Here is a 15,665-nt window from a genome sequence, read left to right as displayed (position 1 = left end):
CTCAGTCTGTGGTGGCGCTTTTTTTACGCGATTTCGGCATCGATACAAAAATCGCGCTGCCTTGCGGTTTTTTACCGAACAAAGAAGTTTCCGAAATACCGTCAGAACAGCCATTACCGAAGGTAAAGCCGCAACTGCCCTTCTCGTTGAAACTATCTTCCACCATTTCTTTGTGCGAAGAAGGAATCACGAAACGGTCTTCGTAATTGGCGATGGCTAAGGTTTGGTACATATCTTCCACTTGTGCCGCCGTCAAACCAACCTGCTCCAACACCGCCGTATCGGCCACATGGTGCACGGTTTCGGCACGTTTATAGGCGCGCATGGCCAGCATGCGTTCCAAGGCTGCCAGCACCGGTGCTTCTTTACCGGCAGTGAGCAAATTAGCCAGATAGCGGATAGGAATGCGCAGTGATTTGACATCGGGAATAATGCCGTTCATCCCCATGTGGCCAGCTTCGGCCGCCTTTTGAATTGGCGACAGCGGCGGCACATACCACACCATCGGCAGCGTGCGGTATTCCGGATGCAGCGGAAACGCAATCTTCCATTCCATCGCCATTTTATATACCGGCGATTTCTGTGCCGAGATGATCCAACTCTCAGGAATGCCATGCTTGCGCGCTTCGGCAATCACGGCCGGATCATGCGGATCGAGGAAGCAATCGAGCTGCGCCTGATACAAATCCTGCTCGTCCGGCACCGCTGCGGCGGCGGCGATTTTATCAGCGTCATACAACAGCACGCCGAGATAACGAATCCGACCAACACAAGTTTCCGAACATACGGTCGGTTGACCAGCTTCGATGCGCGGATAACAAAAGGTACATTTCTCGGCCTTACCCGAGCTCCAGTTATAGTAAATTTTCTTGTACGGACAGCCGGAAATACACATGCGCCAACCGCGGCATTTATCCTGATCCACCAACACGATGCCATCATCCTCACGCTTGTATATCGAACCCGATGGGCACGACGCCACGCAAGCAGGATTGAGGCAGTGCTCGCACAGCCGCGGCAAATACATCATGAAAGTCGATTCGAAGGTGCTGTACATTTCTTTTTGCAAGCCTTCGAACAGCGCATCCTTACTGCGGGCGCTGAATTCACCACCGAGATCGTCCTCCCAATTCGGGCCCCAAACAATCTTATCCATCTTCTTACCGGTGATGACAGAAATCGGCCGTGCCGTTGGCGGCGTTTGCATCAGCGGCGCGTTTTGCAAGTGTTCGTAATCAAACGTAAATGGCTCATAATAATCATCGATCGCCGGCAAATTCGGATTGGCGAACAAATTCGCCAGGATCCGTAACTTACCGCCCTGCTTGGGAGTCAACTGGCCATCGGCCGAACGCTGCCAACCGCCCTTCCACTTCTGTTGGTTTTCCCATTCTTTCGGATAACCGATGCCGGGCTTGGTTTCGACGTTATTGAACCAAGCGTACTCGACGCCATCGCGACTGGTCCAGACATTTTTGCATGTGACGGAACAGGTATGGCAACCTATGCATTTATCGAGATTGAGCACCATGCCCACTTGTGCACGAATTTTCATGTTGCAGCTCCCTGTCCGGTTTTCTCATCGAGACGGCCATCGAGCCAGTCTACTTTTTTCATTTTGCGTAACACCACGAATTCATCGCGGTTACTGCCAACCGTGCCGTAATAATTGAAACCGTAAGCCAACTGGGCATAGCCGCCTATCATATGGGTAGGTTTCAGCACCGCCCGCGTGACCGAGTTATGAATTCCGCCGCGCTGCCCACTGAGTTCAGCACCGGGAGTATTAATGATCTTTTCCTGCGCGTGATACATCAGACACATGCCTTTCGGAACCCGCTGACTGACCACCACGCGTGCCGTCAAGGTCCCGTTGCTATTGAACACCTCAACCCAATCGTTATCTACCAGCCCGGCTTCTTGCGCCTCGATTTCCGACACCCACACATGCGGCCCGCCGCGACTGAGCGTGAGCATGCGCAGATTGTCTGAATAGGTAGAATGAATCCCCCATTTCTGATGCGGCGTGATGAAATTGAGAACGATTTCTTTCTCACCATTCGGTGAACGATTGAGCATCGGTGCTACCGTCTTGGTATCGATGGCCGGCTTATAGACGCACAAACCTTCACCGAAATCGAGCATCCAACGATGGTCTTGATAAAATTGCTGACGCCCGGTCAGCGTGCGCCAAGGAATATATTCATGCACATTGGTATAGCCGGCGCTGTAACTGACTTCTTCCGATTCCAAACCAGACCAGGTCGGTGCCGAAATAATCTTGCGCGGTTGTGCCTGCACATCGCGAAAGCGGATTTTGTCGTGCTCGCGTCCGCGCGCCAAATGCGTATGATCGCGGCCAGTAATCTTGCCCAGTGCTTCCCAAGCCTTGACCGAAACATGGCCATTGGTTTCGGGTGCGAAGGTCAAGATCATTTCACAGGCATCAATCGCCGTATCAAGCCGCGGACGGCCTTGGCTGACGCCAGCTTCAGTGACAATTTTCGTGATACCGGCGATTTCCTGCACTTCATGCTCGGTATTCCAGTTGATACCCTTGCCGCCATTGCCCAACTTATCGAGCAAAGGCCCGATCGAGGTGAACTTCTTAAAAATATCTTTGTAATTGCGTTCCACCACGATGAAATTCGGTGCCGTCTTACCCGGTATCAAGTCGCATTCGCCCTTTTTCCAATCTTGCGGCTCGAACGCTTGCCCCAATTCGCCCGGCGTATCATGCATCAGCGGTTGCAGCACCACATCCTGACGCGTACCGAGATACTCGCCGCCGATTTCCGTGAACTTGGCAGCGATGCCCTTGTAAATTTCCCAATCGGTACGACTCTCCCACAAGGGTTGCACTGCCTCGCTGAGCGGATGAATGAACGGATGCATATCGGAAGTATTGAGATCATCTTTCTCGTACCAAGTCGCGGTCGGCAAGACGATATCGCCGTACAGACAAGTCGTGCTCATGCGGAAATCGAGCACCACCAATAAATCGAGCTTGCCTTCGGCCGCTTCGGCACGGAACTTGACTTCCGACGGTTTCACCGCATCCTCGGGGTCATCAAACAAAGCATTCTGCGTGCCAAGCAAATACTTGAGAAAATATTCATGCCCCTTGCCGGAACTGCCGAGTATATTCGAGCGCCAAACAAACATATTGCGCGGAAAATTCTTCGGATTATCGGGATCGTCGCAACTCATATTGACACTGCCGTTTTTCAAACTCTGCTTCAAATACTCAGGCGTCGTCATGCCGGCTGCCGCGGCCGCATCACAAACATCGAGCGGATTGGTTTCGAGTTGCGGTGCCGATGGCAACCAACCGAGCCGTTCCGACTTGGCATTCATATCGATCATGCTCATCTGGCCGATCTTGGCCGTATCGGCGGTCGGTGCCAGAATTTCACCGAGTGCCAACTTTTCATGCCGCCATTGGCTGGTATGCGCATAGAAAAAGCTGGTACCGTTCATTTGCCGCGCCGGCCGCATCCAATCACTGGCAAACGCCAACGGTGCCCAACCGAATTGCGGACGCAATTTTTCCTGCCCAACATAATGCGCCCACCCGCCGCCGGATTTGCCGATGCAGCCGCAGAGCATCAGCATATTGATGATGCCGCGGTAAATCATATCGTTGTGGTACCAATGATTGAGCGCTGCGCCGACGATGACCATGCTCTTGCCTTCGGTATCGTGGGCATTCCGGGCAAATTCGCGCGCCACCTGGATCACCAGTTCGCGCTTCACACCGGTATGCTTTTCCTGCCACGCCGGCGTGTACGGAATATCCTCATCGTAACTATGCGCGACCGCCCCACCCAAGCCCTGATCGACCGCATAGTTCGCCATCGTCAAGTCATATACGGTGGCGACATACACCGTACGGCCATCGGCCAAGCTCACCGCACGCGCAGCCACATTGCGCAGCACGATATCATTGGCATCAGCACCGCCAAAATAATTAAAAGCCACGCTGAGCACGGCATCATGTTGCTGACACAAACTGAGCAAGGGATCGATGCTGCGGCCGCTGCCGCCATCCTTGGCTTCCAAATTCCAACGACCGAGCTTGGCACCGTCATCGAACTTGCCTTCGCCCCAACGGTAGCCGATAGAACCGTTCGGCGACACAATCGCACCGCTGATCTCATCAATGGCCAGGGTTTTCCAGTCGGCATTATTCGCTTCGTGCAAGGCATTGGGCATTTGCGAGGCACGCAGCATTTGATCCGGCACATAGCTGCCATTGCGTTCTACCAGTACGACCAGCATCGGCAAATCGGTGTACTGTTTAACGTAGCTGCGGAAATACGGTGAGGGATTGTGCAGATGGAATTCCTTCAAAATCACATGCCCCATCGCCATCGCCAAGGCCGCATCGGTACCCTGCTTCGGTGCCAGCCAGATATCGCCGAATTTCACCATCTCACCGTAATCGGACGATACCGCCACGGTCTTGGTACCTTTGTAGCGCACTTCCGTATAAAAATGCGCATCCGGCGTGCGCGTTTGCGGCACATTCGAGCCCCATACCATCAAATACGTCGAGTTATACCAATCGGCCGATTCCGGCACATCGGTTTGTTCACCCCACACTTGCGGGCTGGCCGGCGGCAAATCGCAATACCAATCATAAAACGACAGACAAACGCCACCGATTAAACTCAGATAGCGCGAACCGGCTGCATACGACACCATAGACATGGCCGGAATCGGCGAAAAACCGACTACCCGATCCGGACCGAATTTTTTTATCGTAAACGCATTCGAGGCGGCGATGATTTCCTGCGCCGTATCCCAATCGGCCCGTACAAAGCCGCCGAGGCCGCGCACCGATTTATAGCGCGCCGCTTTTTCCGGATTTTGGCTGATCGCTTCCCAAGCCGCGATCGGTGCCATGGTTTTGCGCGCTTCCTGCCACAGTTCCATCAAACGACCGCGTATCATCGGATACTTGACCCGCTGTGCCGAATACACATACCAACTGTACGAGGCGCCACGCGGACAACCGCGCGGTTCATGGTTAGGCAAATCAGGACGGGTGCGCGGGTAATCGGTTTGCTGGGTTTCCCAGGTAATCAAACCATTCTTGACATACACCTTCCATGAGCAAGAACCGGTGCAATTAACGCCATGCGTAGAGCGAACGATCTTGTCATGCTGCCAGCGGCTGCGGTAAGCGTTTTCCCACTGTCTGTCTTCCTCCACCACGGCACCATGGCCATCGGCGAAGGTGCTTTTCACCCGCGACATAAACTTCAATCTATCGAGAAAATGACTCATCTTACACTCCGTATCAGGCGGGCGGCAGCCCCGCAGGTTGGTTTTCGGGCCGCGCCTCTGGCAATCAAGCCGGCCCGATGCAAAAAACATTTGCCTATAGTCAGTAGCACCAGTGTAAGCAGCGCCGCCCCATCCGACCATTCTTCAGAGCGCCAGTGCACTGGCCGCATTGGCACTAGGATGGCTAGTTCAAAAGAACTAGGCGCCTGAGCGATCAACACGGCATGGCTGCACCACGGCGCGAATAATTCCACCAAGTGATGAGCATGCAACTGATATAAAAACCGATGAACAGGTATAAGGCGGCATCGGGGCCCCCGGTCAATTTGATCGAGGTGCCGAAACTTTGTGGAATAAAGAAGCCGCCATAGGCCCCGAGTGCACCGGAAAAACCGAGCACCGCGGCCGCTTCCCGCGCCGCATCCAAACGTGCCTGTTTCAGCGCCGCCGCGCCGCCGCCCGCCGCGGCACGTTCGCGTTCAGTTTGAAAAATCAGCGGTATCATGCAAAATGTGGAACCGTTACCCAAGCCGGTGAGCACAAACATGACAATGAAAGAAATCAGAAACGACATGAATTGATGGGCATGCAAAGCCGGTAAAATTCCGAGCAAAATGGTGCCAGACATGGCGGCAAAAACCCAAAACGTCAAGCGTGCGCCACCGATTTTATCGGCGATCATGCCACCGAATGGACGCGCCAAGGCACCGGCCAAGGGACCGAGAAAAGCAAAGCGCGCCACTTCCACTTCAGGGAACTGGGCCTTGATCAGCATCGCAAACCCGGCCGAAAAACCGATGAAAGAACCGAAGGTGCCGATGTACAGCCAACACATCAACCAATTATGTTTACGCTTGAAAATCACTGCTTGATCGGCAAAGCTTGCCTTAGCCGAAGCGATATCGTTCATACCGAACCAGGCTGCCAGCGTGGCAGCGATGATGAATGGCACCCAAATGAAGCCGGCATTACCGAGCCAAAACAATTGATCTGCGCCGGTTTTCGCGTTATGAAACACGTGTGCATCACCACTGATGGCGGCACCGAACAGCGCCGAAGAAATCACCAAAGGCGTAACGAACTGCACTACGGAAACGCCAAGATTACCGACACCGGCATTCATGCCCGTGGCATAACCTTTGCGCGCTTTGGGAAAGAAAAAACTGATATTGGCCATGCTGGAACTGAAGTTACCCCCACCCAAACCGCACAGCAGCGCCAGAATTAACAAGGTCGAATAACTGGTACTACTGTCTTGCAAGGCAAACCCCATACCTAGCGCCGGAATTAACAAACTGGCAGTGGAAATCGCCGTCCATTTACGACCACCGAACAGCGGCACCAGAAACGAATAAAAAATGCGCAGGGTCGCACCCGACAAAGCCGGCAAGGCCGTCAGAAAGAACAACTGATCTTTACTGAAATGAAAGCCAGCCTTATCCAAATTGGCCGCTACCACACTCCACAACATCCAGACCGCAAACGCCAGCATCAAACTGGGAATCGAAATCCACAAATTACGCGTGGCAATCGCACTCCCTTCGCGCTGCCAAAACTCGGCGTCTTCCGGCTCCCAGCGATTCAAAATATGGCTCATCATTCACTCCTTCGGTAATTTATTGGCTTCGTTACGAAACTGAAAATGCATCGCCACCAGCGAAACGCACACCGCTCCATACAACATCATGAAACAGGAACTGCGCACGCCAGACAGATCGAGCAACGCGCCGAACAATATCGGCAAAATGAAGCCGCCCAAGCCGCCGGCCAAACCGACCACTCCCGACACCGCGCCGATATTGCCGCTGTATTCATCGGAAATAAATTTGAATACCGAGGCCTTGCCGACCGCCATGGCAATCCCGACCACGAACAGAATAACGGTGAACCACAGCGGGCTAAGACCAAGATGAAAACTGCGCAAACCAGTGACGGTAGCGATGGAAAAATCGGTCTGCGGATAGGACAACAGAAAAAACGCCACCCAACACACCCACATCACCGCCCAGGTCACCTTATACGCACCGTATTTGTCGGCTAACCAACCGCCGAAGGCGCGCAAAACTCCGCCCGGCAAAGAAAAGCAGGCCGCCAACAAGGCCGCGCTGCGAATATCGAAACCATATTCGCTGACATAATATTTGACCATCCACAGGCTCAAACCGACATAGCCACCGAACACCACCGAGTAATACTGACAATAACGCCAAACCTTGGGATCTTTGAGCATGCCCAATTGCGCGCGCCAGCTTTGCTTCGATTCGACTTGATGGTGCGGATCGGTGGCCGAACCCAGCCAAAAGATCAAAGCAGCCGCCAACATCAAACCGGCATACACTTTCGGCACCAGAGTCCAACCGGCAGCAGCGATCAGTACCGGCGCGATGAATTTATTGACGGCGGCACCGGAATTGCCGGCACCGAAAATCCCCATGGCCAAACCCTGACGCTCTTTTTTAAACCAGCGTGCCACATACGGGGTACCAACTGAAAACGAACCACCGGCCAAACCGATCAGCAATCCCAAGACCAAGAAATGCCAATACGCGCTGGCGTAACTGATCAAATAAATCGGCAACACGGTAGTGAGCATCAAAATGAACAAGACGATGCGGCCACCGTAACGGTCGGTCCAGATTCCCAGCGGCACGCGGATCAAGGAACCGGTCAACACCGGCATGGCGGTGAGCAAACCGAATTCGGTTTCATTCAGATGCAAAGCCGCCTTGATCGGAATACCGATCACGCCGAACATCATCCAGATAGTGAAACAAACGGTAAAAGCAAGGGTGCTGGAGGCCAGCACGGAAACCGCTTGGCGTTCGCTCTTCATGATCAACTCCTGAAAACTGATTTAACTGGCTCAGCTTAGGGAAGTCGTGCAGATTTGGGAATTCGTCCGATGGTGGTAACAGCGACGGCAAACGGAAGTGTTGATAGGTCAAAAGGACTAGTCTGGAATGAGAAAAATCAATGCATGGATTTCAAAAATGGTTCACATTACGTGAACCCAACTACAAGCAGTTCGACGAGCAATGACATCATTATTATTATTGAATTGTATCGCGTAACGTTATAAGATACAGAAAAATGATCCTTAATTTTGCACATAAAGGACTGGAAAAGTTCTTTTTAACTGGCAGTAAAGTAGGAATTCAAGCCAGTCACGCAGCCAAATTGGCGCGTCAATTGGCGCTATTAAACGTAGCTCAAGCGCCACAAGAAATGGATATCCCAGGTTGGCGCTTACATCAATGACTGGCAATTTACGGGCTCATTGGTCGGTATCAGTCAATGGACATTGGCGTTTGACATTTTGTTTCAACGGTAAAGATGCTGACATTGTCAATTACCAAGATTATCATTAGGAACAATTTTTATGGCTAAAATGTTTAAGCCACCCCATCCCGGTCAGACATTGCGCGACGATGTATTGCCCGAATTGGGTTTGACAGTGACCGATGCGGCCACCCAGTTGGGTGTATCACGTGTCGCCTTATCCAGAATGATCAATGGTCGTTCTGCGATCAGCGCAGATATGGCAATACGCCTGGCGCAATGGCTGGGTGGCAGTGCCGAAGTATGGCTACGTCTACAAATGCAATATGACTTATGGAATGCCGAAAAGAAAACGCGCTCGATAGTCAAGCCGGTAAACCGTGAGATTTCAACAAGTTAATGGATCGTCGCAAGCGACGATGGAACAGACCCTGTAAGGGGTTTGTCTCCACCCAGCCGCCCAATTCGTCATTGCCGCGCAGGCGGCAATCCAGTGGCGCGTACGCGCCTTTTATATCTGTGCCGCTCAGGCGCAGCAAGACGTGTTCATTTCACAGAAAAAAAGTGTCCTTGATCGACGTTCCCACCCTGAAGGCACTGTCGTGCCACTGGATTCCCGCCTACGCAAGGAATGACGAAGCGAGCGCACGGGGGAATGACATGTTTGCCAGTTGAAGTAATGATACCGACTGAAAACCTTTTTGCGACAGCCTCTGAAGCCCGGGGTTTCAAACCCTGATCAGATTTTTGATGATTAAAAATAATACCGCGCCAACACTGCCCAATTCTGGCTCTGCAGCGCCGCACCGTAATTACTGAGTGCGCGGCCACTGTTGCGCTGCCATTGCAAAGCAAATTCCACTTGCTTCAAATGATAACGCGCCTCCAACCATTGCAAGCGGCTGGCATCGGCCATGTCGTAACGCTGCATGGCCGAGATATCAAGATGATTGATCAGCGCATCCTGCCAACTGGCATACACAAATACGGCGCGCTTGGTCGGCGCTTCCTGCACGGTTTGCAAATAGCCACGATAGGCTGCGTACACGCCGAGCGGCGCATGGGCCGCTGCATTCCACTGCGCATCGTCGAGCGCGGCACCGTTGTAATCGAATTCCGCCGTCAACGAGATTTTATTCGTCGTGGTGTAAGTCGCCCCGCTGGCGAGCCGGTTACGCCAGCGCGTATCGTCGGCCACGTTGCGGCCCTGAGCCAGCAGCGCTTGCGCCATCGATGAGCGTGCTTGCCCGCCCGACCACTCGACAAACAGTACCGTCGCATCGTCGACCAAGCTGGTCAGATTCAAGCCCAGCTGCACGGCTTGACCGGCATTTTTATACAATAACAGCTGCGGCTGCCAACCCTCGGTAATGGTCTGACTGACACTGAGCAGCCAGCGATTTTCGGCATTGGTGGCACCGACATCAGGATTGAATTGCGCCGCATTCGGACTGCGGCTGAGGCCAGGTGAAAACACCAGGCTGCTCGAACCGCCGCTCCACAATTTTTGCGCGCGCAGCATGACACTGCCCTGACGATTTTCTTTCAAACTGGCCGGGTCCGACGACACGACCGAACGCAGCGAGGCGGTTTTAAAATAATCATTCGGGTTATACCCGAGTGCCACGCCATTGCGGACATTGATGCGGCCGACATCGAACAAGCGGTCACTCTGCGCTTGCCAACTCACATACGCTTCTTTGATGGTATTGATGGCGGGCTGCTGCGCAATCAAAGATGGCCAATTAACGTCCAGACGATCAGACAACACCGCGCGCCAGCCCGGCGCAAAGTTACCATCATATTGCAGCGCGAATGACAGCCTTTGGTTCGATGTCGTGCTGCCATCGCTGCGTCGCGTCGCCGCGCCGCCGGCTGCTTCGGCAAACCAGCGCACATTACTGGCCTGCTCGACCGGCGCGAGCATTTGATCGGCCAGCAGCAAGGCGTCGAGATCAGGATCTTGCTGGGCCATGGCAGCACCGCTCAAGCACAGCAGCGCTATGCCACTACGCCGCAGCAGTGTGAGCGCGCGGCTCATTCCGGCTTGAAGCGCGGCAGATAATCGCGCTGCAACCATAACTCCGGCACCTCACGCTTGACCAAGTTCGAATACCGCATCACCGTCACCCAAGTCGGATCGAGGCCATCGATGATCACCGTTTCAGTCGGTCGGTCGATGCCCAACTGTTTTTCGTAGCGTCGGTAATAGGCACTCTTAAGCAGCTTACCACTGTCGGTGTAAAACCGTGCCTTGACCGGATGATTATTGGCGCGCTCTATCCACATCTCGATATGATGGTAGGTGGCGTCCGCTGTCGCAGCATTGAGCATGAGACGGTAAGACTGCTTGGTCTGGCGATCGCCATCTTGCGTGTCCTCGTCGACGGCACTGACGGCCTGATAATCTTTGGCCAAATTCACCGTCACCACATCGCCATTGGACGCCTGACCGAGCAAGCGCTGCTGCGGCGACATGCGGATGCTGGCTTTGCTGCCTGGATCGTAGAACCATAAATCCTTACCGCTGAAAAGTATCAATTTATTGGCGTCGCGCGCCGGTGCCACATAGCGTATCAGGCTGCGAAATTGACCGCTCTTGTCATCGGCCTTGGAGTAAATGCTCAGCGTACTGGTATCGGTTTGTTTGCCATTGCGGTACTCGACCAGGGTATTGGTCAAACCGAAAGGATAATCGGGATTGCGCACCACATCACTGGCCGCCAGAATCGCTTGCGGCTCCAGCGCCAGCGCCAGCGAACACAGTGAGAAAGCCAGCGCAAACACGCCGAAATGGGTTTTGACAGACATGCGATTTCCTTATGAAAAATACAGTATTTTCTTTAAACGTGGCGCAATGCATCGACAATCAACATTTTGGAGGCGCGGTTAGCCGGCCACCAAGCTGAAATCACGGTCACCGATACCAAACCGATCACACTGCCGGCCAACAAGGCCGGATCTTGCCAGACACGCACCATGATCAAATAGGCATACGAATAGCCGGGCGGCGTCCACGACAAACCGCTGTGATTGATCAGATAGGCGATGCCCAGCGCGCATAACAAGCCAAGCGCCGCACCGAACAAGCCGAGCAAAATACCTTCAAATAAAAACAAGCGACGCAAACCCGAACGGCGCAAACCGAGCGCGCGTAAGGTGCCGATTTCAACCGTGCGCTCCACCACCGCCGTGCTCATGGTGTTCCCGATGGTAAACAAAACGATCACGGCAATTAAGGTAGCAATGAAGCCGAAAATCGAATTCATGAATTGCGCAGTCTGCCCATACATGGGATTAAGCACTTTGAAATCGAGAATTTCCAAGGGTTGATCATGAAACTGCTGATCCAATAAAGTCTGCAGACGCGCTCTGGCCCGCTCCAGTTGCGCCGTGTGTTGCAATTGAATTTGAATCGCCGTCACCTGCGGCGCGGTTGAACCGTAAATCAAACGCTGCGCTTGCGCCAGGTGCATGGCCAGATACACGTCGTCGAGTGCTTTGATACCGATGTTTTTCGCTGCGACCACGTTAAGGCTGGCGACATTGGGTGCGCCATGTGCGGTAGCGGCCAGCATTTCTATGCGCGTGCCGCTTTCGACTGCAACATCGCCCTGAGCCAGTGCCGACAAGGCAGCGATATCGGCCGGCGCATCTGCCGCGCCAGTGCTGACGGCAGCAGTCGAGCCAGCGGCTTGCACACAATTGGGTACCTTCAGCGCTTGGCACAATTTGAGCTTACGCGCCACCCCTTCCCCGATCACCACCGCATCGGCGCTGCTGCCATCGAGCGGTAAAGGCTTGGCGTAACTGGTCATTTGATAGTCATTCCACAGCGTCATGCGATTCCGCTCTGCCACCACGACACCAACCGCCATCACCGAGCGTGACACACCGGCGGCAAAATTGCCAGCCAAACCGCCCAGTTGCAAGGTCGGCGTAACCGTCGTCAGCATCGGTGCGAGCACGGCATCATGACGTAGTACCTCGATGATTTTCTGATATTCGGCAATCCCATACGCAGTAGGATTATCACCGCCATCGAGAAAATAATTTTGATGCTGAATTTGTAAATGACCGCTGGCTTGAATGAAACCGGTTTCCATACCATAGGTGATATTCGAGCGATAACCACCGAACAGCAAAATCGCCGATAACCCTATCACCATCGCCAACAAGGTGGTTAAGGAACGGCGGCGATTCCGCAGCAAGTTACGCAGGGCAAGCGAAAAAGTACTCATGCAACAGCCTCCTCAGTTTTACGTTCGATGCCAATGATGCGACCATCGCGGATAAAAACGGTGTCATCGGCTTCCGCCTGCACCAAAGGATCATGCGAAGAAAACACAAAGGCCACCTGATGCTCGCGCTGCATCTTGCGCATCAAGGTGATGATGGCCGCGCCGGTTTGGCTATCGAGATTAGCCGTCGGCTCATCGGCCAGCACCAGTTTCGGTTCGATCGCCAAGGCGCGCGCAATCGCCACGCGCTGCCGCTGCCCGCCCGACAATTGACCGGGGCGGTTCTGCGCCCGATCCGACAAGCCGACCGCATCGAGCAAACTGCGCACCCGCTCGCGCCGCCGCGCCGCCGGCACTTGGGCCAGAATCAGCGGGTATTCAACGTTTTCATAAGCGCTCAAGACCGGCAGCAAATTAAAATTCTGAAAAATGAAGCCAAGATGGCGCGCACGAAAATCCGACAAGGCATTGTCCGACATGGTATGCACCGCCTGACCAGCGACGACGACTTCACCACTGTCGGCACGGTCTATGCAACCGATCAGATTGAGTAAGGTGGTCTTGCCACTGCCGGAAGGCCCGGAAATGACGGTAAAACAATTCGGGCGAATTTGTAAATCAATATCACTGAGCGCCGGCACATCGACGGCGTCGAGATGATAAATCCGATTAACCTGCCGCAATTCGACTGGGTACATACTCGCTCCAAAAAATGTAAAACTGCCACGCAGCAGTCAAATTGACCGACGACCATCAGAGCTTGATCATAAACTCACCCCTTACGTCAGGGTCAAGCAAATCGCAAAAATACAGAGATACATCGCGCTTTGATGTTTTTTGTTAACCACAAAGCGGCTTACTCACCGCGCACGGCCGCCGCCAACAAAGGCCACACCGCCTGGTGCGAACTGCGGAACCAATCGATATGACCCAAGGCAGCCAGGCCGAACTGGGCTGGCTCGACACAGACAGCCTGCTTATTCGCATTTGGGAAGGTACGCAGTAAGTCAGCAACCGTAACGGCATTAGCGATATCATCATCTTGCGCATAAAAAGCCGTCACCGGCATCCGTATCTGCGCATGAAAATCCTGCTCCGGCTTGCCCACTACCGCATTACTGGCATAACCACCGGCAGCACACCACTGCCCCCACTGACGCCCCACCGCACGCGGCAAATTCTCGCCCAGCCCGAGCCAAGCCGCCGGCGCATAGCCAAGTACGGCGCTGGCAAGCGGCATCACCACGCGCAAACCGAAACGGGCTTGGCGCGCGAAGGCTGCCCGCATACCGGAAAACCAACCACTGGAAATCGCTACCCCAACCACGCGTGCAAGCTGCGCATGATTCGACATCAATCCCATCATTTGTCCGCCGGCGCTGTGCCCGACCAAGACTGCCTGGGCACTGCCACTGCGTTCGATTAAAAATGTCAACGCGGCGACTTGGTCTTGCTGACCCCACTGCGTCAAACTGGCACGGCTGTTTTTCAGCGGCCCCGACAAAGACAATCCAATGCCACGGTAATCGAACACCAACACTGCATGCCCCTGATTCGCCAACCAAGCGGCAAAGCGCAGGTAAAAATGTTGTTTCACACCGGTAGCCGGACAAATCAACACTGGCAAACCCTTGTCCACCCCGCCGGCGCTAAAAAAATGGCCCGCCAAGGCGACCCCATCTTGGCAAAAAAATTCGACACGTTGTGGCTTAAGGCTGGCAGCAGAGCTCATCGTTGGCTAAATTATTTTAAAAGAGACACATCATAGCGTGTCACCAGCGCTTGCGCTGATTCGCAAAAAAAGCAGCACCATCAAGCCGTTGATTCGTCATTTTCGCGCAGGCGGAAATGACGAATTGAGCGACTGGGTGGATACGTAATTGACTTGACTTGCGGGTAACAATCAACATGTCGTTGGCGGAAACAGCCGCCTCATGCACAGGAACTTCTGCCGATTATCTACATCCAACCTGCGCTTCAAATTTTCCCCGATTTAAACTTCATTCCATGAAAACTACTCATTCTTATATCTTTGCCGGTTTGGCACTATTATTATCTGCTTGTGGTGGCAGCAGCAGCAGCGCCACTGACGCCGCAACCACCGAAACAGCCGCAACTGCCACAGCGACTGGAGTGGAATTTCCTTTTCTCAAAGCTTATACAGCAATGGTAAAAAATGGAATCAACACGACATTCGCGCTCAATTTAATTGGAGAAAACGAATGCGCCGGCAAGGGCAGTTATGTTCTCACGCCGGCCACGGCAGGCAGCGTATTTTATATTTCACCGGGAAACCCGGTTGACGCACTACGTTCAATTCAAACATTCAGGTTCGACTTTACCAGCGGTCCCTGCATTGATCAGGGTCATTCGAACAGCCAATATTATTCTGCAGCCAATGGAGTTCCTTTGGGTGTCAATTATGAAATTGGCGAATATCGAGTATTTTCAGCACAGCATATTCCTCAGACCGTACGTATCGGCGATAGCGGGCCCTTTTTCAATACAGACAGCCACGACAGCACTACGCTGCAATACACGTCTCAAATGAGCGCGGCTAGCTATGCCGTCACGGCAGGAAGTACCCCGAACACCGCCATATTTACGATCACACACAAAAACCACTTCTATGATGATGTGGAAGTGTATTCACTGACATCTGATGGCGCAATAAAGCCAGTGTCATTTTTCTGGGGTGGGATAGTGAGCTCCTTGATGATGAAATTTGATTGAAATACTAGCTTGAAAAAAAGTCCTGCCAAAATTCATTTCTTTGGCAGGACTTTTTTCAACTGCTGTCGGCTTCAGAAATGCCTTCCTGCTTCGACATGCTGACAATGGAAGGGGAATCCG

12 protein-coding genes and 1 pseudogene are annotated in these 15,665 nt (G+C 53.4%); 3 read left to right on the top strand and 10 right to left on the bottom strand.

Annotation, left to right across the window (positions count from 1 at the left end; translation table 11 throughout):
- Position 1: 1 nt before the first annotated feature.
- The 4 genes from narH to RHM61_RS13395 all read right to left on the bottom strand — a co-directional run bounded on the left by narH (position 2) and on the right by RHM61_RS13395 (position 8,125).
- Positions 2 to 1,555, bottom strand: coding sequence for a nitrate reductase subunit beta (gene narH / locus RHM61_RS13410; protein WP_322247808.1), 1,554 nt, complete (start codon positions 1,553 to 1,555; stop codon positions 2 to 4).
- On the bottom strand, positions 1,552 to 5,292 hold the full coding sequence (locus RHM61_RS13405; protein WP_322247807.1) for a nitrate reductase subunit alpha: 3,741 nt from the start codon (positions 5,290 to 5,292) through the stop codon (positions 1,552 to 1,554). Before RHM61_RS13405 ends, narH begins: the two co-directional genes overlap by 4 nt.
- Positions 5,293 to 5,506: 214 nt before the next feature.
- Complete coding sequence (locus tag RHM61_RS13400) at positions 5,507 to 6,892, bottom strand: NarK family nitrate/nitrite MFS transporter (RefSeq protein WP_322247806.1); 1,386 nt, start codon at positions 6,890 to 6,892, stop codon at positions 5,507 to 5,509.
- Positions 6,893 to 8,125 (bottom strand): nitrate/nitrite transporter, encoded by a 1,233-nt coding sequence (locus tag RHM61_RS13395; protein WP_322247805.1) that lies wholly within the window; start codon positions 8,123 to 8,125, stop codon positions 6,893 to 6,895.
- 257 nt (positions 8,126 to 8,382) lie between these two features.
- Here RHM61_RS13395 and RHM61_RS20265 point away from each other — a divergent pair.
- Positions 8,383 to 8,660, top strand: a pseudogene (locus RHM61_RS20265) (type II toxin-antitoxin system RelE/ParE family toxin).
- An 11-nt stretch (positions 8,661 to 8,671) separates the two neighbouring features.
- Complete coding sequence (locus tag RHM61_RS13380) at positions 8,672 to 8,971, top strand: HigA family addiction module antitoxin (protein WP_322247802.1); 300 nt, start codon at positions 8,672 to 8,674, stop codon at positions 8,969 to 8,971.
- Between the two features lie 354 nt (positions 8,972 to 9,325).
- Here the strand turns inward: RHM61_RS13380 and RHM61_RS13375 are convergent, their stop codons facing one another.
- From RHM61_RS13375 to RHM61_RS13350, 6 genes are all read right to left on the bottom strand, one after another.
- Positions 9,326 to 10,612, bottom strand: coding sequence for a hypothetical protein (locus tag RHM61_RS13375; RefSeq protein WP_322247801.1), 1,287 nt, complete (start codon positions 10,610 to 10,612; stop codon positions 9,326 to 9,328).
- On the bottom strand, positions 10,609 to 11,382 hold the full coding sequence (locus RHM61_RS13370) for an outer membrane lipoprotein-sorting protein (RefSeq protein WP_322247800.1): 774 nt from the start codon (positions 11,380 to 11,382) through the stop codon (positions 10,609 to 10,611). Before RHM61_RS13370 ends, RHM61_RS13375 begins: the two co-directional genes overlap by 4 nt.
- Before the next feature lie 32 nt (positions 11,383 to 11,414).
- Entirely contained in the window at positions 11,415 to 12,812 is a 1,398-nt protein-coding gene (locus tag RHM61_RS13365; protein ID WP_322247799.1) for an ABC transporter permease, read from the bottom strand.
- Positions 12,809 to 13,510, bottom strand: coding sequence for an ABC transporter ATP-binding protein (locus tag RHM61_RS13360; protein WP_322247798.1), 702 nt, complete (start codon positions 13,508 to 13,510; stop codon positions 12,809 to 12,811). Before RHM61_RS13360 ends, RHM61_RS13365 begins: the two co-directional genes overlap by 4 nt.
- Positions 13,511 to 13,668: 158 nt before the next feature.
- Complete coding sequence (locus RHM61_RS13355; RefSeq protein ID WP_322247797.1) at positions 13,669 to 14,544, bottom strand: alpha/beta fold hydrolase; 876 nt, start codon at positions 14,542 to 14,544, stop codon at positions 13,669 to 13,671.
- Positions 14,545 to 14,584: 40 nt separating this feature from the next.
- Entirely contained in the window at positions 14,585 to 14,752 is a 168-nt protein-coding gene (locus RHM61_RS13350) for a hypothetical protein (protein ID WP_322247796.1), read from the bottom strand.
- 67 nt (positions 14,753 to 14,819) lie between these two features.
- Here RHM61_RS13350 and RHM61_RS13345 point away from each other — a divergent pair, with 67 nt between their 5' ends.
- On the top strand, positions 14,820 to 15,545 hold the full coding sequence (locus tag RHM61_RS13345; protein ID WP_322247795.1) for a hypothetical protein: 726 nt from the start codon (positions 14,820 to 14,822) through the stop codon (positions 15,543 to 15,545).
- Positions 15,546 to 15,665: the final 120 nt, after the last annotated feature.

Origin of the sequence: Undibacterium sp. CCC3.4 (assembly GCF_034347425.1) — a bacterium.
Lineage (GTDB): Bacteria > Pseudomonadota > Gammaproteobacteria > Burkholderiales > Burkholderiaceae_D > Undibacterium.
Note: the sequence above shows the minus strand (reverse complement) of the source record. Positions and strands in the feature narration are given on the sequence as shown.